Below are 20,538 nucleotides of genomic sequence, written 5' to 3' on the forward strand. Positions count from 1 at the left end.
GTGCGCTGGGATACTGTTTTTTTGACCAGTATACCGGCTTAATTCACCACCTGCGGCGCCACCTTGGGCAGGGTCATTTCGAAGACACATCCTTCCCCCAGCACCGAGCTCACTTTGATGCGGCCACCCAAAATGCGGGTCACGATGCGGTGGCTGACCGATAAGCCCAGGCCTGATCCGCCCTGCCCCAAGCGTGTGGTGAAAAACGGATCAAACACGCGGGCTAAATTCTCTGGCGCTATGCCGCACCCGTTGTCTTGCACCGTTAACACAAAAAACTTGTCGTCTGGCGCGCTTGCGGCACTCACCTGCACTGCACCATCCGCCCGATCTGCCAGACCGTGGACCATGGCATTGCTGACCAGATTCATGACAACTTGCCCCAGGGGGCCGGGGAAGCTCTCCACGAGCAAACCTTCGGGTATCTCCACGGAAAGCTGATGCCGCTGAAATTTCATACTGGGTCTGAGCATGTCTACCACCTCGTGCACCGTCTCGCGGACATCGAAGGTGCGCCGGCGCTCGGACTCCTGGTCCACCGCGACTTGCTTGAAGCTGCCAATGAGATTCACCGCGCGCTCCAAAGAGCGGCGCGAGAGTGTGGTGCCCTCCACCAAACTGTGCATGAACTCTTGAAACGCGGACTTTTTCAAACTGCCGGCCATCACCTCCCGGCTGGCGCGCTCACTCTTTTCTTGCAACGCACTGATGGTGATCAGCGCGTTACCGATGGGTGTGTTGAGTTCATGCGCAACGCCGGCCACCAAACTCCCCAGAGAAGCCAACTTCTCGATGCTGATGAGCTCGTCTTGCGCGCGTTGCAAATTCGCCATGGTCTGGGTTTGATGTTGATTCGCCTCGTCCAGGGCACGGGTGCGCTCTGACACACGTTGCTCGAGGTTGGCATTCAGGTCCATGAGCGCTTGCTCGAGCCGCTTGCGTTCGGTAACGTCTACAGAAATGGTGAGCACACAAGACTGCCCACCGTACGAAAAACGCTCGGACGAAAGCAGTAAGGTCCGTACCCCACCACCGGGCAAGTCGTGGCGAACCTCGAACCCCTCCACCCGGCCCTTGTCGGCAAACTGTTGTTTGAACACGCGCCGCAAAGACTCGTCACGCCACATCCCGAGCTCTACGGCGGTGCGACCAATCACATCCTTGCGGGCCCGCTCGAACGAGCGCTCCCACGCGGGGTTGATCTCGAGGCAGGTGCCTTGCTCAAACTCGCTCACCAACATGGGCAGCGGACTGGCTTGCAAAATTTGGTTGACCCGCTGCTCGCTCTCGCGCAGCGCAGCCTCCTGGCGGGACAAGTCGCCCAACTTTTCCGCGAGTGATGCATTGAGCGTCTGCACATTCTGAACATGCTCTTGGTATGCGCCCAACACCAACCGGAATGACAAAAAACCGCCCGTCAATATGACCACCTGCGCCAACAAAATGCCCCATGGGTTGGTCACGGGCTCCGGGTGAATCCAACCGGCCTCTTGCAGCACCGGCAGCGCAATGAGCCACAGCACCGTAGCTATGGCTAACTGCAGCGCGTGGCGCATGCCAAGCAGCCAGCCGGCTACCAAGATCACGATCAAATCAACATTGAGTATCGGGTTAAGTGCCCCGCCACGAATCGCGGACTGCAGGGCCACCACGCTCCAGAGCATCCACGCATACATGGCGATGGCTGTCTTGAACCGGCCCCGGGACTGCAAACCGATGCACACCAGACCGGCGATAGAAATGAGCGCTGGCGCAATCAGTGTGTTGATGTTGCTGCCGAGCAAGGGGCTCACCAGCAGGTACAAGACGCTGGCAGCCGTCGTCGTGCGCAAGAGCCGGCTGAACAAAATGCTCAGCTCGCTGCTGGTCAGCGTCACATTCGGCTTGAGAAGTGAGGTGGGTAAACGCATGATATGCATTTCTGGGTTCGCCAAACCTCAGCTTAAACCCGGCAACTCCACATACACAAGCCCCCTCTTTTCAGGCATAAAAAGAGCCGCTAGCGCACTACATATATGCGCCAGCAGCTCTTATTTTGATAGCAACGTACTTACATTGCCTTGTAGTAGATGTAGTCAGCGGTGTAGCGCACCAACTGGTTGGCACCTTCGTTGGCCTTGGTGCATGCAGCGCTTGGAGCGGCGCCGCCCACGGTCGCCACGCGCTGGATAAAGGTCACGCCTTGCATCATTCCCATGCCGGTGGCTGGGTTGGCCTTGGTCAGTTGCAATGGCAGGTTGGCGGTGCCATTCGTGGACACGGCTACTTGGGTAGCTGTCACTTTGGAGCCGTCGTTGGCTTCCCAGGTGGCGGGTGGGCCGTAGTATTTGCCGACGATGTTGCCGTTGCGATCTTTCAGACCGGCATCAGGCCCCACAAACACCCACTCAAACTGGCCAGCCATGTCTTTTTTGGCACGGCACTGGTAATTCACATCGCCAGCGGCAGCGTGCTCCAGGGCCACTTTGTTGCCGGCGGGCACTTGCACCGCGGCGGGCAGGTCTGCCTGGTTAAAAGGTGCGCGCATCGGCTGGGTGGCGCAAGCGGTGAGTGCAGCCAAGGCAATCAGGGAGAGAGCGGTACGTGTTTGCATAAAAATTCCTGTGACAGAAGAAACGTTTTAAAAAATCAGGGACGGGCGGGTTTGGACAATGTGGCGAGGTAGGCGACCACATCCTCCCTGTCCTGCGCAAGGTCTAAGCGATAGTTCATCTCTTGACCGGGAACGACCTTTTCGGGGTCGGTTAACCATGCTTTGAGGCCCGCAACCGTCCAGGTATGGGTGGCTGCCGCAAGGGCTTTTGAATAGTCGTGGCCTTCGGCCTTACCGGCTTTACGGCCCACCACGCCACCCAATGCGGGACCAATGCGGTTGGAATCCACACTATGGCAACCGAAGCAACGGCTTTCAACCAGCTGTTGCCCACGGCTTACCGACGGGACCATTGCTTGTGCCTGCGCCAGCGCAGGCCCAGCAAAGGCCCACGCCAAGGCGCACCACATCGAAAGGGTGCGCGCTTTCATTTAGGCACCGAAGGACAAAGCACCGGCAGGCAGCGGACGGCCCATGGCGTTGTTCAGCAAGATGTAGTGCATGGTCTCGTCAGCAGCCAAGCGGCCTGCCACTTTGGCCAGATCCTTGTTGCCAAACGCAGGGATCACGCCCAGGTAAGCGTTGATCGCGCCCAGCTCCAAGCGGGCTGCCAGGTCGAGCACGTCGCCTTGGTTGCGCAGGGTGTCTGCCTTCAGGGCTTTGGCGTATTCGTCGAGCTTCTTTTCCATCACCGGTGTGCCACCCAGCTTTTGGATGGTGGCAATCAGTGCGTCACGGTGGGCTTTGTGGTCCGCTTGGAAACGCACTGCCACGTCCAACACCGGCTTCTGCAGCAAGCCGCTGCCAGCGCCCAGTTGGTAGGCGTTGATGGCTTCGTGCTCCAGACCCAGTGCCACGTTCAGGATGCTCACGTCCTTGGAGGTGTCGCCGCCCATACCTTGAGCCATAGATTCTTTGCCAGCCAACATAGCCACCGCTACTGCGGACAGGGTGCCGGTGCGGCCCAGGAAGCCACGGCGGGATGCAATAGAAGTCGCGTTCACAGTTTGAATAATGGAAGTCATGTCGGATTCCTTTCGGTTGATGGTTGTGCAATCCAGTGAGACCAGAATTTCTAGCTCTCGAGTCGAATACGCACCGGCCTGATGGATCGGATTCAACTTTTTTAAAAAAACTTTCGTGAATCCGGGTTCAGGGTTAGTGCGTACTGTTTACAGGTGCTCATCCACATGGGTGCCACAAACCGCAACGAGTTCTAGCTGACAATGGAGGAATGAATGCTGACAACCACGACACCATGCTCATCGGTCTGCTGGAACGCATTGCCCAGCAGGACGCCCAAGCCCTCAAGGCCCTGTATGACGAATGCGCCGGCAAGCTCTACGGCTTGGCACTGCGCGTGGTCACCCAGCGCGAATTCGCCGAAGACGTGCTGCAGGAGGCTTTCTTGAACATCTGGAAATCTGCCCCCGGGTATTCAGCCACCCTGAGCCCGCCCATGGCCTGGATGGGGCTGATCGTCCGCAGCCGTGCGCTGGACTTTTTGCGCCGGCGCGCTGCGGAGCGCTCTCACCTCACCCAGGAAATTGACGATGTGCTGGCCGACACCCTCGACGGTGAAGGCCCCACGCCCATGGACACCGCACTCGCCAGCGAGCAGGCGTGGGCATTGAATCAGTGCCTGAGTCGCCTTGAAAACAAGCAACGGGAAGTGGTCAACCTCGCCTACATCCGCGACATGAGCCACTCCGAGCTTGCCACCCAGCTGCAGTTGCCGCTGGGAACCGTTAAAACATGGATACGCCGCGGGCTCGACCAGCTCCGCGCGTGCATGGCCCGTTTTGCCTGAAGGCACCCCATGAAAATTCATCAACACCCTGAACTGCTGGAGCGACTGGCCTCCAGCTACGCCTTGGGCACCTTGCGCGGCGGTGCACGCCGCCGCTTTGAGGCCATGGCCCGCGAACAAGCGCCGGTGCGCGCCGCTGCCCTGATTTGGCAAAGCCGCTTTGCCAGCATCAACGAATTGCAACCCAGTGTGCAACCCGACTCCGCCGTTTGGACGCGCATTGACAACCTCGTCAAGGCCGACCGCGAGCAAGCCCAGCTCTATGCCCGGCGCACCGCAGCGGCAACTGCCGAAGCCAACGAGAAGCCGGGGCTGTTCACAGGCTGGCTGCGTAGTCTCACCGTCTGGCGTGGCATCAGCGCGGCCAGTGCGTTTGCCACGGTGGCGGCCATTGCAGTTGGCGTCAACTTGCGCCAAGACATGGGCAGCGAGATTGCCAAACTGCAAACCCAGCTGCAAGCGACTCCGCAGATCGAATACGTGGCGGTCTTGGCGGACAACCAGGCTGCCGCTTCGATGCTGGTGACCTTTGACCCGAAAAGCAAAAAATTGACGCTGCAACGGGTCGGCGGCTTCCAGGAAGCGGGCGACAAATCTCTGCAACTCTGGGCCTTGCCGCCCGGCAGCGGCCCGAAATCGCTGGGTGTGTTGGGCGGAGAAAAATTACTGCGCTTGACTGCCGGTGAGAACGATGTGCGCGACGTCCCCACCCTGGCCATCAGCCTAGAGCCCAAAGGTGGTGTTCCGGGTGAAGGCGGCCCGACCGGCCCGGTGCTCTTTAAAGGTGCATTGATTCAAAAAATGCTGTAAGGTGGCCTAAAACGAGACAACTGCAAGCAGGGTTTTTCCATGAACCGGACCTTAGACGTATCGGCAGAACGCTCCGCGATTGCGGAGACCATCATCTCCAGCGCAGCGGATCTGATTCAGTTCGGCGGTGAGTTGTCTGTGGTGGCCGCTTTTTGCGACACCCTGTGCAAGTCCAGCCAGCATATTTTGTTGGCGTGGACCTGGTTTGGCCATCCGGATTCATTGCTTGTCTTCCCGCAGGTCTATGCGGGTGCGGCCCACGGATACGCCAAAAACCTCAAAGTGCTGCGAGACCCGTTAACCGAGAACGGCCCCGCCTTCTCGGTGCTCACGGGGCAGCAGATCAAGTCATTCAGCATCACCCCGGACTCCCCTTTCCCGCCTTGGCGGGAGGCAGCTACGGTGTACGGCATTGCGAATTCACTCGCTGTCCCGCTGTCGTCCCCAGACGGCAAAGAGGTCGGGATTTTTGTGGTCTACACCGGCACGCCCGACTACTTTGACCAGATGGGCGTGGGTCTGTTTCAGGCCTTGGGCAACTTGTTTTCTTCGGTGCTAAGTTCCTCTGCCGAAGTCAAAACGCTCAAAACCACGGTACTCACCGACTCCCTCACTGGCGCGATGAACCGGCACGCAATGCCCGGTATCGAGCGGCGCATGGAGCGCCAGTCTGAGACCGGCCCGGCGTCTTTTGTGATGTTGATCGACATTGACCACTTTAAGAATGTCAATGACACCTATGGGCACGCAGTGGGCGACACCGTGCTCCAAAAGACGGCCCATTTGATGCGAACCACGCTTCGCAAAGACGACGATTTGATCCGTTGGGGCGGCGAAGAATTTGTGGTCTGCCTGGCGCAAACCAGCCGCGAGAAAGCCATGATCGTGGCCGAAAAACTCCGTATCGCCGTGGAGTCCAACCGAGACCCCCTCCCAGTGACTATCTCTATAGGTGTCGCGCAGGTGAAGGCGCATCGCCCTTTGACCGAGTCCATCATGGAAGCAGACCGCGCGGTCTATCTGGCCAAGCGTTCAGGCCGTAACTGTGTGCGCAACGACCTCGATACCAACACGCCTGCTGAAGAGTGAACCGGTGCTTCGCCACCAAGTTCACTGCATGAGCCGCCGCTCTATGGCGGCGGGTCATGCGGGAGCAGGCTCTAGCTACGCCGCCTCGGCGCTACATCCAGCTGAAAAGTAGCCTTTGCGGGTGCCGACTGCACATTCACTTGCAGCGGCGCTTTCTCCACCAACTGGGCTTGGTGCCACACCTTGATGCTGGCAGCGCCCTCGGGCACGTCTTCTAGGATGGCCATGCCTTGGCTGTTGGTTTTAACGGTCCAGGGCGATTCCGCCACATACACGGCGCCACCCATGCGGCTGTGAATAAAGCAGCCCAACAGGGCTGCGCCCAAGGCGCCCGGCTTGTCCATGGTGAAAACCGCCGAACTCGCCGGTTTGCCGTCTTGCTTGCCTTCCAGCATGACCGATTGCCCGTCCGACGCCCCCACCGGCGCGCCCGGTGTACCCAAGCGCACGTGGTGGTTCCACGGGTCGCTGTTGGTGAAGCGCACTTTCGCGCCCACACCCACTACCGTGACTGCGGGCGTGAATTGCTGCTTCTCCTGGTTGACCACGGCGGTCATGGCCAAGGGGTTGCGGGGCGCACCCTTGGCGGCAGGCAGCACGATGACCACTGCGTCCGGCGTGGGCTTGCCGTCACGGTCGAGCACCAGCACCTCTAAGGTGCCAGCCCCTGCCAGACCCACACAAAGCAAAGAAATGGCACCCGCTGCGGCCCGGAGGCACGGCTTGAATTTGGCAATGTGCATGTTATTTGGCAGTCACGATGTCGCGGTGCATCGGCGCCAACAAGGCGAGCAACTGGTTTTGGGTGCTGAAAGGAATGTTGCGCGCATCCATGGAGACTTGCAACACTTCCACCAGCGCATTGAAGTTGGCACGGGTGATGCCCATGTCAGCGTGCGCGGTCTTCATGTCGGCACCGTCGTATTTGCAGGGGCCGCCCGTCACCATGCACACCTGGTCCACCAGTTGAGAGGCCAGGAAGGAAGACTTGGTGTCTTTGAACTGTTCGCCGATACGTTTGTCGGCCTTGAGACCGGCCACAAACACATCCATCAAAGCTTGCAGACCGGGCTTGCCGCCCAGTGCCTGGTACAGCGCGTCATTTTTGGCCACTGCAGCGGGGGCTGCAGTTTGGGCATGGGTGTTAAAGGTGGCCAAACTGCTCAGGGCGACCAGGGCGGCGATTGCGAGTGTTTTCATAACGATTCCTTGCGTGTGTTTGGGTGCGGCTTAAAACGCGAACTGGGCAGACAGGTAGTAACCACTTTGGTTGCGGCTGGAGGTCACACCCGGCAGGATGCGGCCGAGGTCCAGATAGGCCAAGGTGACAGAGGTGTGCTTGTTGGGCGCCCAAGCGATGAACAGGTCTTTCCATGCGTCTTCCTGCAGTCCCTCGTCCAATTTGTTAGCCATGCCGAGTGCACGCAGATTGTTGGGTTTGGCGCGGTACTCGGCGCCGATGGCCACGTTTTTGCTCAGCAAATACGCCACCGACACTTCGGGCACCCAGCTGGCGCTGTTGGTGCCGGGGTCTTTGGAGCCAAAGCCCACCAGACCGTTTTGGTTGGCATTGGTGTAGCGCAAGGTGCCGTTCACCAACAGGCTATTGGCCAGAAAGAGCTTAGTAGCGCTTACATAAAAGTCGGTACCGCTGGTTTTGGCACCCAGAAAGTCGAGCACGGGCTTGATGGAGCCGGCATCTACCGACTTCTGTTCTACCCCCACCGCGATTTGTGGCATCCAGGTGTCGCTGTTGAGCACCGCATCGCCCGCGACCTTGACCTTTACACCCAGCACATCCATCTTGATGCGCTGGCCGTTTTGCACCGAAAAGCCCAAGCCATTCAGCGCCGTGACGGGCGATGCATTGAAATCTTGCTGCGCGTACGACAACTCCACCCGGTCGTCAAAAGCAACCGTCACCCCCATGGTGGTGAGCTGGTAGTCGGTCACCGTTGCCCGGCTGACGTGGGCAGAGATGCCCATTTCGCCTTCGGTGGCGTTGGTGCCGATGGTGGCCCAAGGGGTCAGGCCGCCGCCGGCTGCGCCGTCAATAGAGCTCACGCCCCCGGTCAGCAAGAGCTTGCCGGTGTCAGCAAAGGCGCTGCCGCACAGGGCGGCAGCGCTGAGGGCGATGGCAGTGGGTAAATGTTTCATGGGCGCGTCCAGTTTGAAGGTTCAGACAAAAAAATGAATTCTTGAGCCCAGTACGCAGCCAAGTACGTCTTGGATTCAACTCGTTACAACTGATTTTGAATCTAACCCAAACCGGCCGTCAAACCGCGCCGGATGGTTACTTGACAGCCTCTGTTTTCGGCTACGCTGAGCGCACTTTTCGGGGAGCGACCATGCACATAAAAAACATCGCCCTGGCCTGCGGCTTGCTGGCCTCTGCCTGGAGCGCCCAGGCACTGCAAATCGTCAGCCTTTCGCCACAGGGCGAAGTGGCGCAGGTGCGCCAGCTGGTAGCCAAGTTTGACGAGAGTGCCGTCAACTTCGGCGACCCCAAGGCCGAAGCCCCGCTCACCCTGAGCTGCAGCGACGCCCAAGTCACCCAAGGCACCGGCCGCTGGGTGAACGACCGGGTGTGGGCCTACGACTTCGACCGCGATTTGCCGCCCGGGGTGCGCTGCACGGTGCAAGTCAAATCAGGGTTCAAATCGCCCAAAGGCGCAGATATCACGAGCGCCAGCAGCTATAAATTCAATAGCGGCGGCCCCTTTGTACGCAGCATCCAGCCCTACCAAGGGGTACGAATTGACGAAGAGCAATTTTTCATTCTCCAGCTCAGCGGCCCTGCCACGCTGGAGAGCGTGAAAGCCAATGTGTGGTGCAAGGCATCCGACCTGGGAGAAAAGATCAGCATCCGCCTGCTTGAGGGCAAAGAGCGCGCGGCGCTCTTGGAGGCCCAAGGATTGGAGGGGTACGCCAAGGCTGACCCGCTGTCGTATGTGACCATGACTTGCGCGCGCCGCCTGTCGTCATCCGCCAAAGTGAGTGTGATGTTCGGCAAGGGTGTGGCCACGCCGGCCAACGGCACCACCCCCGGTGTGCCCAACACGGTGGAGCGCCAGTTTGCCTACCAGGTGCGCGAGCCCTTTGCGGCCAACTTCAGCTGCGAGCGGGAAAACGCCCAGGCTGCCTGCCTGCCCATTCGCCCTCTGCAGCTCAGCTTCAATGCGCCCGTGTCAGCCAAGCTGCTGCAAGCCATTCGCCTGAGTGACGGCAAAAACAGTTTCAAGCCCGTGCTGGCAGAAGACAGCGGTGACGAAGACAACGTGGTCAACAGCGTGCGCTTTGAAGGCGGCCTGCCCGAACAAGCCCAGCTGACGCTGACGCTGCCCAAAGATTTCAAAGACGCGTCCGGCCGCACCCTGCGCAATGCGGATAGCTTCCCGCTCAAAACCGCGACCGCTGCCATGCCGCCGCTGGCCAAGTTTGCGGCCTCGCCCTTCGGCATCGTGGAGCGCTTTGCCGAGCCCGATGGCGTGGCCATGCTGCCGGTGACTTTGCGCAACATCGAAGCAGCGCTGAAGGTCAAGGGTCTGAACGCCGAGCAGGACAAATCTGCAGCACAAGGCGCCGCGACTAAGGTGCCTACCGGCAAGGTGCGCACCTTCCAGCCGGGGACCGATGCCGACATCATTGCCTGGTACCGCAAGGTGCTGCGCTACGACGAAACCAATATCTCCCGCAGCCAGGCCGCCCGCGAGCTGGGAGCCAAGCTGCCCAAGCCGTCTACCCCTTATGACCGTGACTATGTGCAAACGCGCATGCTCTCGCTCTTAGACGGCCGCCCCGGCGCCAAAACGCTGGACCTGCCCCAGCCCCAAAGCCAAGACCCACGCCCCTTCGAGGTGGTGGGCATTCCCCTCACCCCAGGTTTCCATGTGGTGGAGATCGCCTCCCAAAAGCTGGGCACCAGCCTGTTGGACGCGCGCTATGGCGATAGCCGCACCATGTATGTCCGCACCGCTGCGCTGGTGACCAACCTGGGTGTGCACTTCAAGCTAGGCCGCGAAAATGCGCTCGCCTGGGTGACATCGCTGGACAAGGGCAAGCCCGTGGCCGGTGCCCAAGTCGTGGTGTCCGATTGCCGGGGCCAAGAAGTGGCCCGTGGCCAGACCGATGCCCGGGGCATTGCTACCCTCAATGGCGTGTCGCCCCAAGCGCCCCGCTGCAACGGGGAAGACGGCTACTACAGCAGCGCCTATTTTGTGAGCGCTCGCGCCGCCCAGCCTGCGGCCGATGGCAAAGGCACGGTGCAAGACTTGGCATTTACCTGGAGCGACTGGAACCGCGGCATTGAACCCTGGCGCTTCAACGTGCCCACCAGCCGCCAGCCCCTGCCCGACGAAGTCGCCCACACCATCTTCGACCGCACCCTGCTTCGCGCAGGCGAAACCGTGTCCATGAAGCACGTGCTGCGCACCCAGACTAGCAAAGGCTTCGGATTGCCGGATGCCAAACCGGACACCCTACTCATCACCCACATGGGCAGCGGCCAGCAATACGCGCTGCAACTCGAGTGGCGTAAAACCGCCACCGGGGGCTTGAGTGCAGAAAACAGTTTCTCCATCCCCCAAGGCGCCAAGCTGGGCGCCTACCAGGTGCAGCTCACCAACAGCAACCGTGGCAATGGGCGGCAGGACTTTTACACCGGCGAATTCCGGGTCGAAGAGTTCCGCCTGCCGGTGCTTGAAGGCCGTGTCACCCCCACCGAGAAAAAGCCCTTGGTCAACGCCACCCAGGTGCCGGTGGATGTGCAGATCAACTATGTGTCCGGTGGTGGCGCGGTCAACCTGCCGGTACGCGTATCGGCCTTGGTGCGGGCCAAGGGCCTGAGCTTTGCGGACTTCAACGAGTTCAGCTTTTCGCCACCGCAGGCCGGGCAGCAAGCCCGCTCAGATGAAGGCGAAGAAGAAAACACTGCCAGCGCTGATGCGCGCGTCATCGCCGACAAAATGCCGATCACCCTGGACAAGAACGGCGGCGGCAAACTCACCATTGCCGATGTGCCCAAGAGCCGCCAGCCGCAAGACCTGCTGTTGGAAGCCGCCTACTCCGACCCCAACGGCGAAGTGCAAACCATACGCAGCACCCAGACTCTATGGCCTGCCAGCGTGATTGCCGGCATCAAGACCGAGGGCTGGGTCTCCAGCGGGCAAAAGATCAAGTTCCGCGCACTGGCCCTGGACTTGTCCGGCAAGCCGCAAGCCGACGTGGCGCTGGAGGTGAAAGCTACCGCCCGCACCACCACCACCACGCGCAAGCGCATGGTGGGCGGCTTCTACACCTACGACAACAAAACCAGCACCAAAGAACTGGGTAGCGTCTGCTCCGGCAAGAGCGATGCCCGCGGCCTGCTGCTGTGCGAAACCGAGGTCAACGAGGCCGGTCAGGTCGAGCTGGTGGTGACCGCCAAAGACAGTTCGGGCAACAGCATTCAGGCGGCCAGCAGCGTGTATGTGACCAAGCAAGGCGAACTGTGGTTCGGTGGCGACAACAACGACCGCATCGACCTGCTGCCCGAAAAGAAAAGCTACCAAGCTGGCGAGACGGCCAACTTCCAGGTGCGCATGCCCTTCCGCTTTGCCACCGCGTTGGTAGCGGTGGAGCGCGAAGGCATTGTGCACACCGAGGTGGTGGAGCTCAACGGCCAGGACCCGACCATCCACCTCAAGATTCAAGAAGGCTGGGGCCCCAATGTGTATGTGAGCGCACTGGTGTTGCGCGGCCGCCTGCGCGAGGTGCCGTGGTACAGCTTTTTCACCTGGGGCTACAAGGCCCCGCGAGAATGGTGGACCAGCTTCTGGTACGAGGGGCGGGAGTACGTGGCGCCCACCGCACTGGTGGATTTGAGCAAGCCCGCCTTCCGCTTGGGTGTAGCCGAAATCCGCGTGGGCACCAAAGCCCATGAGCTGGCGGTGAGCGTGAAGGCTGACAAAGAAAGCTACGCCGTGCGCAGCCAGGCCAAGGTCACCATCACGGTCAAGCTGCCCAACGGCCAACCGGCTGCCAACGCCGAAGTGGCCGTGGCCGCGGTAGACCAGGCCCTGCTGGAACTGATGCCCAACCGCAGCTGGAACCTGCTCGACGCCATGTTGCAGCGGCGCAGCTGGGGCGTGGAAACGTCCACCGCGCAAATGGAAATCATCGGCCGGCGCCACTATGGCCGCAAGGCCGTGGCACCCGGTGGCGGTGGCGGCCATAGCGGTGCGCGTGAGCTGCTGGAGACCCTGCTGCTCTGGAAGCCGGTGGTCAAGCTGGACGCCAATGGCCAAGCCCAAGTGACGGTGCCGCTGAACGATGCGCTCACCACTTTCAAAATCGGGGCAGTGGCCGATGCCTCCACCGGCTTGTTTGGCACCGGCAGCACCAGCATCCGCGCCACACAAGATTTGCAGATCATCAGCGGCTTGCCGCCCTTGGTGCGCGAAGACGACCAGTACCGCGCCCAGCTGACCCTGCGCAACACCACCAAGCAGGCCATGAAGGTACTGGTAACTCCGCGCGCCACGCTATTAAATTTAGAGCAACAAACCGTGGATATACCTGCGGGAGATGCCCGTGAGGTTGCATGGAATGTGACCGCACCGGCCCAGCTTGCACTGACGCGTAATGAAGCCATCCTGTGGGAAATCGAAGCCAAGGACACCATCAGCGGCGCGCGCGATGCGCTGAAGGCGCGCCAGCGCATCATTCCAGCCGTGCCGCTCACCGTGCAACAAGCAACACTAGTGCAAATTGACGGCCCGCTCACCATGGACGTCAACGCGCCTGCCGACGCCCTGCCCGGCCGTGGTGGCCTGAAGATGGCGCTGCAGCCCAAGCTGGCCGAAGGCCTGCCGGGCGTGAAAGACTGGTTTGCGCTTTACCCCTTTGCCTGCCTGGAGCAAAAGACCAGCAAAAGCGTGGGCCTGCGCGACGGCAAGCTGTGGCAAACCGTAGCAGCGCAAATACCGAGCTACCTGGACAGCGACGGCCTGGCAAACTACTTCCCGCCGCGCGATGGAGAGGCCAACCGCGGCAGCGACACACTGACCGCCTACCTGCTGGCCGCGACCCATGAGGCAGCCAGCATTGATCCGGCGTTTGCGTTGAGCGACGAAATTCGCGCGCCCATGGAGCGTGGCCTGATTGCCTTTGTGGAAGGCCGCATCCAGCGTGAGTTCTGGAGCCCACGCAAAGACCTGGACATGCGCAAGCTGGCAGCTATCGAAGCCCTGTCGCGCTACGGCAAGGCACAGGGCCGCATGGTCAACAGCATCACCATCGCACCCAACCAGTGGCCCACGCATGCGGTGATTGACTGGCTCAACATTTTGAAGCGCGTGACCGATGTGCCCGAGCGTGACAAGCGTATTGCGGAGGCCAACCAAATCCTGCGCAGCCGCATCAGCTACCAGGGCACCAAGATGATCTTCAGCAGCGAGAAGGACGACTACTGGTGGTGGCTGATGCAAAACGGCGACGTGAACACCGCGCGCCTGATCTTGAGCGTGCTCGACGACCCGGCCTGGAAAGACGACATGGGCCGCCTGGCCAACGGCTTCATCAGCCGCCAGCAAAACGGCGCCTGGCACACCACCACGGCCAACCTGTGGGGCGGCTTGGCACTGGAGAGATTCAGCTCCAAGTTTGAAGCGGTGCCGGTGGCAGGCAGCACCAAGGCATCTATGAGCACGGGTACCGCCAGCGTGGACTGGAGCAAGGTAGAACGCATCAAGACCACCGATGCATCCGGCGCTGCGCACCAGACCACGATGTTTGGCGCGCCCGCATCTCCGGGTAACCTGAAAAACAACACCATGTTCCTGCCCTGGAGCAAAACTGCAGCCAAAGACACGCTGAACGTGACCCACCAGGGCGCAGGCAAGCCGTGGCTCACACTGCAGTCCGTAGCAGCGGTGCAACTGAAAGCGCCGTTCTTTGCGGGCTACCAGATCAAGAAAACCATCACACCCGTGGAGCAGGCCAACAAGAGCCTCCCCGCCGGCAGCTACACGCGCGGTGACGTGCTGCGCATCAGCATCGAAGTGAACGCCAGCGCCGACATGACCTGGGTCGCCATCACCGACCCCGTGCCCGCCGGCGCCACGATTCTGGGCAGCGGCCTGGGCCGGGACAGCGAGATCGCCACTCAAGGCGAGAAACGCGAGGGCGACGGTTGGCCGGCATTTGAGGAACGCAGCTTCGAGTCCTTCCGCAGCTATTACGAATACTTGCCAAAGGGCGTGGTGAAGATGGAATACACCATCCGTTTGAATAACGTGGGTGAGTTCTCGCTGCCACCTTCACGCGTGGAAGCGATGTACGCGCCGGAGATGTTTGGGGAGGCGCCGAATGCGCGGGTAAAAGTGGTGGGGGTGAAATGAATTCATGCGATCAAGCAAGGCTCTTTCTTTACGTGGCTTACAAAATTACTTTTCCAAACGGGAAAATTTATGTGGGCAAAGACGAAGGAGGCTTAGGACACTCGCTGAGTTACTTTGGTAGTTGGGACAACTCACTGGTTGAGAAAGATTTCTCCAAAGCTGAACTTCAAGATTTCGTGCTCAGGAAGCAAATCCTCTTCGAATCGATGGACAAACTTGAAATTCGAAGAATGGAGAGCGAATTCATCCGCAATCTAAAAAGTAACGATCCTGCTATCGGATACAACCAAACACACCGAAAACAATTACTTTGAGTCAGCAGATACCCAACGAACATTGAACGCACTGCCTCTCTGTACTTGCAGTTCTGACCTGTCAGGTGCTCAAAATGTTGGGCTAAGCGAGAGCATCCTTGTTTCGTAGACCTTCCAGCATGGCCACCAGGCATTGCCGGGTGTCTGCCAACGCGTCTTGCACCCCAGCTTCATCGTCCGGCAGGGAGTCCATGCCGCCATAGAGCGCGCCCAACACGATGCGGGCTAAGCGCTCTGCATCGTGCCCCTGAAAAATGCCATGTGCCTGTATGGCGGCGATGCTGCCGCGCATGGCGCCTAAACCCTGCCGTTGGCGGATGTCACCCCACACCTGTGCACCCAGCACCGCGGGTGCGTCCACCAACATCAGGCGGCGCATGGGCGCATTCGTACCCGCTTGCAACACGGTGTCGATGGAGGCCAAAAATGCATACCAAGCACCGCCACCCTTTTGAATGACGGCTTGGCTTGCTGCCATGGCAGCTTGCACCAGCTGCGCGTCCACCTGCTCCACCACCGCAGCAAACAGGCCTTTTTTGTCGCCGTAGTGGTGGTACAGCGCGCCCACAGTCACGCCGGCATCCGCGCAGATGCTGCCCACTGGTGCTTTTTCAAAGCCCTGCTCGCTGAACCAGCGCAACGCGGCGCTTTGCAGTGCGGCTTGGGTGGCGTTGGCGTTTTCTTTGCGGCCGTCGCGTTTGGTGGGTATTTCAGTCATGGCTAGCGAAGATGATAAGGGCGCGCTTTACAAACATAACATGATTATGTATTCTCCAACTCACTCCATCAATCTACTCCATCGACCGGAATACCTCCATGCCCATAGTCGCCCAAGTTCTCATCGCGCTGGTCTGCCTGATCCACGTGTACATCTTTCTGCTGGAAACCGTGCTCTACAAGAGCCGTGGGGTCAAGGTATTTGGCATTCCGCCCGCTGAGGTGGAGTCGCGCAAGGCGGCCATGTCCAACCAGGGCTGTTACAACGGCTTTTTGGCCGCTGCCCTTTTGTTAGGCTTGGTCTACCCTGACCCGGCGATTGCCAAGGCATTTGCCACTTTCGGGCTAGCCTGCGTGGCGGTGGCTGGTGTGTGGGGTGCGGTGACGGTGATGGTGCGGATTTTGTACATCCAGACTGTTCCCGCGGTACTGGGGTTAGCAGCCATCTATTGGCTGTGAGCAGTTCGGCGCTGTGTTTCAGCGAAGGGGCGGTTCTGCCGATAAACAAAAAGAGCTAGCTTCAAGGTGATGTCGGCATTCAATCCCCCAAAGTCTCTGAAAAATTGTTAAATTCGCAAATCTAGTCAAACGCGACGCCCTCGGGTTGTCGCTCTCCGAGTACTGCAGACATGCCACAAGCCCCCCTTCCGGACAACGAGTCCCGACGACTCGCAGCCCTTCACGACCTCGGCATTCTTGACACTGCGCCCGAGCAGGCATTCGACGCCTTGGTGCAAGCAGCGGCTGTGGTCTGCAATGTGCCGATCTCGTTGATCAGCCTGGTCGATACAGAGCGCCAGTGGTTCAAAGCCAATGTCGGGCTTCCCGGCGTCACGGAGACGCCGCGCGCACTCGCGTTTTGCGCGCACGCCATTTTGGCCGATGAGATTTTGGAGGTTCCTGACGCGACCGCAGATGTGCGCTTTGCCGACAACGCCTTGGTCACCGGCAACCCGGACATCCGGTTTTATGCAGGCGCCCCTTTGCGGCTGGGTGACGGCACCCGTGCAGGCACCTTTTGTGTGATTGACCGCGTACCCCGCCAACTCACGGAGCAACAGCGCGAAATTCTGACCCACTTGGCCGCCGCCGCCGTGCATGCGCTCGAAGGGCGCCGTGCCATTGAACACGAGCGGCAGCTGCATCTGGAAGCTCAAAAAACGGCGCAAATCTTGGCCGAGAACGAATTGCGCTTCCGGGCATTGAGCGAGGTGTCCCCCCTCGGCGTCTTTGCAACCGATGCGCAAGGTGCCTGCACCTACACCAACTCCCGCTGGCAAGAGATTTACGGCTTGGACTACTACCAGAGCCTGGGCGACGGATGGATGCAGGCCCTGCACCCCGATGACAAGGGTGCGGTGTTCACCGAGTGGCAACAAACCGCCCTGCAGCGGCTTGAGTTTGACGCGGAATTCCGCATCTCGCGCGGCGACGGAGAAGTACGCACCGTGCGCGCGCGGGCGCGGGCCAATCAAGACGAGTCAGGCCACGTAACCGGCTATGTGGGCTCAGTAGAAGACATTACCGAACGCAAACGCCAGGACGACGCGCTGCGCCAAAGCGAGCAGCGCTTGCAGCGCACCGGTCAAGTGGCGCGCGTGGGCGGCTGGGAGATGGACCTGGCCACAGGCACGCTCGTCTGGTCAGGCCAGACCCATGAAATTCACGGGGTGCCCCCTGACTTTGTGCCGGAAGTCGCCACAGCCATCAACTTCTACGCGCCAGAAGCCAGGCCGGTGATACAAGCCGCCGTCGAGACGGCGATGGCAACCGGCCAGGGCTGGGACCTGGAGCTCCCCTTCACCCAAGCGAACGGCACCGAGATTTGGGTGCGCGCCGTGGGCGCTGCTGAATTCCACGAAGGCGCACCGGTGCGCTTGGTCGGCACGTTTCAAGACATCACCAAACTGCACAACATCAGCGCAGACCTTGCACGCCAGCACGAGTTGTTGCGTGTCACCCTGCAGTCCATCGGCGACGCCGTCATCACCACCGACGCAGCAGGCGAGATCACCTGGCTCAACCCGGTGGCAGAGCGCATGACCGGCTGGCTGAACACCGAAGCCAAGGGCAAGCCCATCGGGCATGTGTTCCATATCGTCAATGAAGAGACCCGCGCCCCTACAGAAAACCCGGTGACCACCTGCCTTGCCCAAGGGAAAACCACCGGCTTGGCACACCAAACTCTTCTGATCTCCCGCGAAGGCAAGGAGTACGGTATCGAAGACTCGGCCGCCCCCATCCGCAGCGACAGCGGCGAGATTCTGGGCGTTGTGTTGGTGTTTCACGATGTCACCGAACAGCGCCGTCTCAGCGGCGAAATGAGTTTCCGTGCGACCCACGATGCCCTCACCGGCCTGGTCAACCGGACCGAGTTTGAAACGCGGCTGCGCAATGTGCTCAACCGGGCCCACGAGGACCGGAGTAACCACGCGCTTTTGTTCATTGACCTGGACCAATTCAAACTCGTCAACGATGCCTGCGGCCACTCCGTGGGCGACCAGCTGTTGCAGCAAGTGAGCAAGTTATTGAGCGAGGTGGTTCGCACCCGTGACACATTGGCGCGCTTGGGTGGTGATGAGTTTGGGGTGATCTTGGAGCATTGCTCCGCAGAGCATGCGCAACGCGTGGCCCAGCAAATTTGTGAGCGCATGGACGATTTCCGCTTCATCCATGACGGCAAACGATTCCGCATCGGAACCAGCATTGGCCTGGTGCCGGTGGACAACCGCTGGGCCAATGTCGCCGCTGCCATGCAGGCTGCAGACATCTCTTGCTACGCCGCCAAAGACGCAGGTCGCAACCGGGTGCACGCCTGGTTTGACACCGACCTCGCAATGCACGCCCGCCATGGCGAAATGCAGTGGGCCGCCCGCCTTGAGCAAGCCTTGGACGAAAACCGGTTCGTCTTGTACGCACAGCGGATCACCGCCTTGGACGATGGCGTGCATGGTCTCCATGCAGAAGTGCTGGTGCGCTTGCGCGAGACCGACGGAAGCCTGGTGCAACCCGGCGCATTCCTGCCCGCGGCAGAACGATTCCACCTGGCCTCGCGCATCGACCGTTGGGTGCTCAAACACGCCATCCAGTGCCTGCGGGAGACGCCGCATTTGTCAGGCATTGACACCTTGTGCGTCAACCTCTCGGGGCAATCTATCGGCGACAGGGCATTCCACCGCCAGGCGTTTGAGATGCTGCAAAACGCCGGCCCGGCCATCTGCCAGCGGATCTGCCTCGAAATTACCGAAACTGCGGCCGTCACCAACATGGCGGATGCCAGTGTGTTTGTCGAGCAAGCCAAAAAGCTCGGCTTGCGCATTGCGCTGGATGACTTTGGGGCCGGCGCGTCATCCTTTGGCTACCTGAAGAACCTGAGCGTTGATCTTCTCAAGATTGATGGGCAATTCATCCGCGACGTCATTGACGACCCTTTGGACGACGCAGCAGTCCGTTGTTTTGCAGCGGTGGCCCAAGTCGTCGGGGTGAAAACCGTGGCGGAATTTGTAGACCGGGCCGAGGTGCTGGAGCGCGTGCGCGAGATCGGCATTGACTTTGTGCAGGGCTACTACCTGCACAAGCCAGAGGCGATTGACATCGTGTTGGAAAGCGCCCAAGAAGCCCACGCGTGAGCACGGGGGCTGCAACGCTACGGCTGCAGCCCCGGGCGGGTACCCGTTAAACCAAACTGGCCAGCGCTGCGGGCGAAAAGTCCGACAGCTCGGACATGCGGCCGTCGCGCACTTTCAGAGCCCAGTCCGGGTCGCTGATGAGCGCGCGGCCTACGGCTACCAAATCAAAGTCACCGCGGTCGAAACGGCGCATCAACTCATCCAGCGAAGCAGGCTTGGAGCTTTCGCCACCAAACGAGGCAATGAACTCGCCGCTCAGGCCCACTGAGCCCACGGTGATGGTGGGGCGGCCGGTAAGCTTCTTGGCCCAGCCGGCAAAGTTCAGGTCAGAGCCCTCAAACTCCGGCTCCCAGAAGCGGCGTTGCGAGCAGTGGAAGATGTCGGCACCCGCATCCGCCAGTGGCTGCAGCCAAGCGGCCATTTCGTCAGGCGTCTGGGCGATACGGGCGTTGTAGTCCTGCTGCTTCCACTGCGACAGGCGGATGATGACCGGGTAGTCGGGCCCCACTTCGGCGCGCACGGCCTTCAAAATTTCAGCCGCAAAGCGGCCACGGGCTACCAAATCGTCACCGTATTTGTCGGTGCGTTGGTTAGTACCTTCCCAGAAAAACTGGTCGATCAAATAGCCGTGGGCGCCATGCAGTTCGATGGTGTCAAAGCCCAGGCGCTTGGCGGCACCGGCGGCTTTAGCGAATGCGGCGATGGTGTCGGCAATGGCTTCGTCCGTCATCGGCTCGCCAAAGGCTTTTCCGGGGCGGGACAGGCCCGACGGCGAGTCAATCGGCGGTGGCGCAGTCCAGGTGGTGCGGGGGTTGCGGGCAGCGCCCACGTGCCAGAGCTGCGGCGCCATCACGCCACCGGCCTGGTGCACTGAGTTGATAACGTCTTGCCAAGCACCCAAAGCGGCATCGCCCCAAAAGTGCGGCACATCCGGGTCATTAGAGGCTGACGGCCGCTGCACCACCGTACCCTCAGAAACAATCAGCCCCACCGCGGCAGCAGCGCGCTTGCAGTAATACTCGGTAACGGCCGGAGTAGGCACTCCGCCGGGCGAGAAAGAACGGGTCATGGGTGCCATGACAATGCGGTTGGCCAACTTCAAGCCTTTGAAGGCAAAGGGCTGGAACAAGGGTGCGGCGTTAGACATAAGAGCAAAAGGTGGGTGGGTTGCAGATCAACACAGTTTACGCAGACCGGC

General features: G+C 60.4%; 16 protein-coding genes. 7 read left to right on the forward strand and 9 right to left on the reverse strand.

The window, feature by feature from the left end:
- Positions 1 to 38: 38 nt before the first annotated feature.
- From RAE21_RS09980 to RAE21_RS09995, 4 genes are all read right to left on the reverse strand, one after another.
- Positions 39 to 1,910, reverse strand: coding sequence for a sensor histidine kinase (locus RAE21_RS09980; RefSeq protein WP_313881224.1), 1,872 nt, complete (start codon positions 1,908 to 1,910; stop codon positions 39 to 41).
- 140 nt (positions 1,911 to 2,050) lie between these two features.
- A complete protein-coding gene (locus tag RAE21_RS09985) occupies positions 2,051 to 2,593 on the reverse strand; it encodes a DUF3455 domain-containing protein (RefSeq protein WP_313881225.1) in 543 nt (180 codons plus the stop codon).
- Positions 2,594 to 2,628: 35 nt separating this feature from the next.
- Positions 2,629 to 3,024 carry a c-type cytochrome gene (locus tag RAE21_RS09990; RefSeq protein WP_313881226.1) on the reverse strand — a complete coding sequence of 132 codons (396 nt, stop codon included), beginning with the start codon at positions 3,022 to 3,024 and terminating at the stop codon, positions 2,629 to 2,631.
- A complete protein-coding gene (locus RAE21_RS09995) occupies positions 3,025 to 3,618 on the reverse strand; it encodes a ferritin-like domain-containing protein (protein WP_313881227.1) in 594 nt (197 codons plus the stop codon).
- Positions 3,619 to 3,827: 209 nt separating this feature from the next.
- Here RAE21_RS09995 and RAE21_RS10000 point away from each other — a divergent pair, with 209 nt between their 5' ends.
- From RAE21_RS10000 to RAE21_RS10010, 3 genes are read left to right on the forward strand one after another with little or no spacing between them, the layout of a single operon-like run.
- Positions 3,828 to 4,403 (forward strand): RNA polymerase sigma factor, encoded by a 576-nt coding sequence (locus tag RAE21_RS10000; RefSeq protein ID WP_313881228.1) that lies wholly within the window; start codon positions 3,828 to 3,830, stop codon positions 4,401 to 4,403.
- Positions 4,404 to 4,412: 9 nt separating this feature from the next.
- A complete protein-coding gene (locus RAE21_RS10005) occupies positions 4,413 to 5,213 on the forward strand; it encodes an anti-sigma factor (protein ID WP_313881229.1) in 801 nt (266 codons plus the stop codon).
- A 39-nt stretch (positions 5,214 to 5,252) separates the two neighbouring features.
- Positions 5,253 to 6,302 carry a sensor domain-containing diguanylate cyclase gene (locus tag RAE21_RS10010; protein WP_313881230.1) on the forward strand — a complete coding sequence of 350 codons (1,050 nt, stop codon included), beginning with the start codon at positions 5,253 to 5,255 and terminating at the stop codon, positions 6,300 to 6,302.
- A gap of 71 nt (positions 6,303 to 6,373) precedes the next feature.
- On the opposite strand, the gene RAE21_RS10015 is transcribed toward RAE21_RS10010, so the two are convergent.
- The 3 genes from RAE21_RS10015 to RAE21_RS10025 are packed head-to-tail and all read right to left on the reverse strand — an operon-like array spanning position 6,374 to position 8,459.
- Positions 6,374 to 7,045: a cupredoxin domain-containing protein gene (locus RAE21_RS10015; protein WP_313881231.1), complete on the reverse strand. Its 672-nt coding sequence runs from the start codon at positions 7,043 to 7,045 to the stop codon at positions 6,374 to 6,376.
- 1 nt (position 7,046) lies between these two features.
- Positions 7,047 to 7,502, reverse strand: a complete 456-nt coding sequence (locus tag RAE21_RS10020; protein WP_313881233.1) for a group I truncated hemoglobin — start codon at positions 7,500 to 7,502, stop codon at positions 7,047 to 7,049.
- Between the two features lie 30 nt (positions 7,503 to 7,532).
- A complete protein-coding gene (locus RAE21_RS10025) occupies positions 7,533 to 8,459 on the reverse strand; it encodes a DUF3034 family protein (protein ID WP_313881234.1) in 927 nt (308 codons plus the stop codon).
- A 191-nt stretch (positions 8,460 to 8,650) separates the two neighbouring features.
- On the opposite strand from RAE21_RS10025, the gene RAE21_RS10030 reads away from it, so the two are divergent.
- Both RAE21_RS10030 and RAE21_RS10035 read left to right on the forward strand, forming a co-directional pair.
- Positions 8,651 to 14,680: an alpha-2-macroglobulin family protein gene (locus tag RAE21_RS10030; RefSeq protein ID WP_313881235.1), complete on the forward strand. Its 6,030-nt coding sequence runs from the start codon at positions 8,651 to 8,653 to the stop codon at positions 14,678 to 14,680.
- 32 nt (positions 14,681 to 14,712) lie between these two features.
- Complete coding sequence (locus tag RAE21_RS10035; protein WP_313881236.1) at positions 14,713 to 14,994, forward strand: GIY-YIG nuclease family protein; 282 nt, start codon at positions 14,713 to 14,715, stop codon at positions 14,992 to 14,994.
- An 82-nt stretch (positions 14,995 to 15,076) separates the two neighbouring features.
- On the opposite strand, the gene RAE21_RS10040 is transcribed toward RAE21_RS10035, so the two are convergent.
- A complete protein-coding gene (locus RAE21_RS10040; protein WP_313881237.1) occupies positions 15,077 to 15,712 on the reverse strand; it encodes a TetR/AcrR family transcriptional regulator in 636 nt (211 codons plus the stop codon).
- A gap of 98 nt (positions 15,713 to 15,810) precedes the next feature.
- Between RAE21_RS10040 and RAE21_RS10045 the strand changes: the two genes are divergently transcribed.
- Positions 15,811 to 16,170: a DUF1304 domain-containing protein gene (locus RAE21_RS10045; RefSeq protein WP_313881238.1), complete on the forward strand. Its 360-nt coding sequence runs from the start codon at positions 15,811 to 15,813 to the stop codon at positions 16,168 to 16,170.
- 170 nt (positions 16,171 to 16,340) lie between these two features.
- Positions 16,341 to 19,340 (forward strand): EAL domain-containing protein, encoded by a 3,000-nt coding sequence (locus RAE21_RS10050; RefSeq protein ID WP_313881239.1) that lies wholly within the window; start codon positions 16,341 to 16,343, stop codon positions 19,338 to 19,340.
- Between the two features lie 46 nt (positions 19,341 to 19,386).
- On the opposite strand, the gene RAE21_RS10055 is transcribed toward RAE21_RS10050, so the two are convergent.
- A complete protein-coding gene (locus tag RAE21_RS10055) occupies positions 19,387 to 20,487 on the reverse strand; it encodes an NADH:flavin oxidoreductase (RefSeq protein ID WP_313881240.1) in 1,101 nt (366 codons plus the stop codon).
- Between the last annotated feature and the right edge of the window lie 51 nt (positions 20,488 to 20,538).

It is taken from the genome of Rhodoferax potami (assembly GCF_032193765.1).
GTDB classification, from domain to species: Bacteria; Pseudomonadota; Gammaproteobacteria; order Burkholderiales; family Burkholderiaceae_C; genus Allorhodoferax; species Allorhodoferax potami.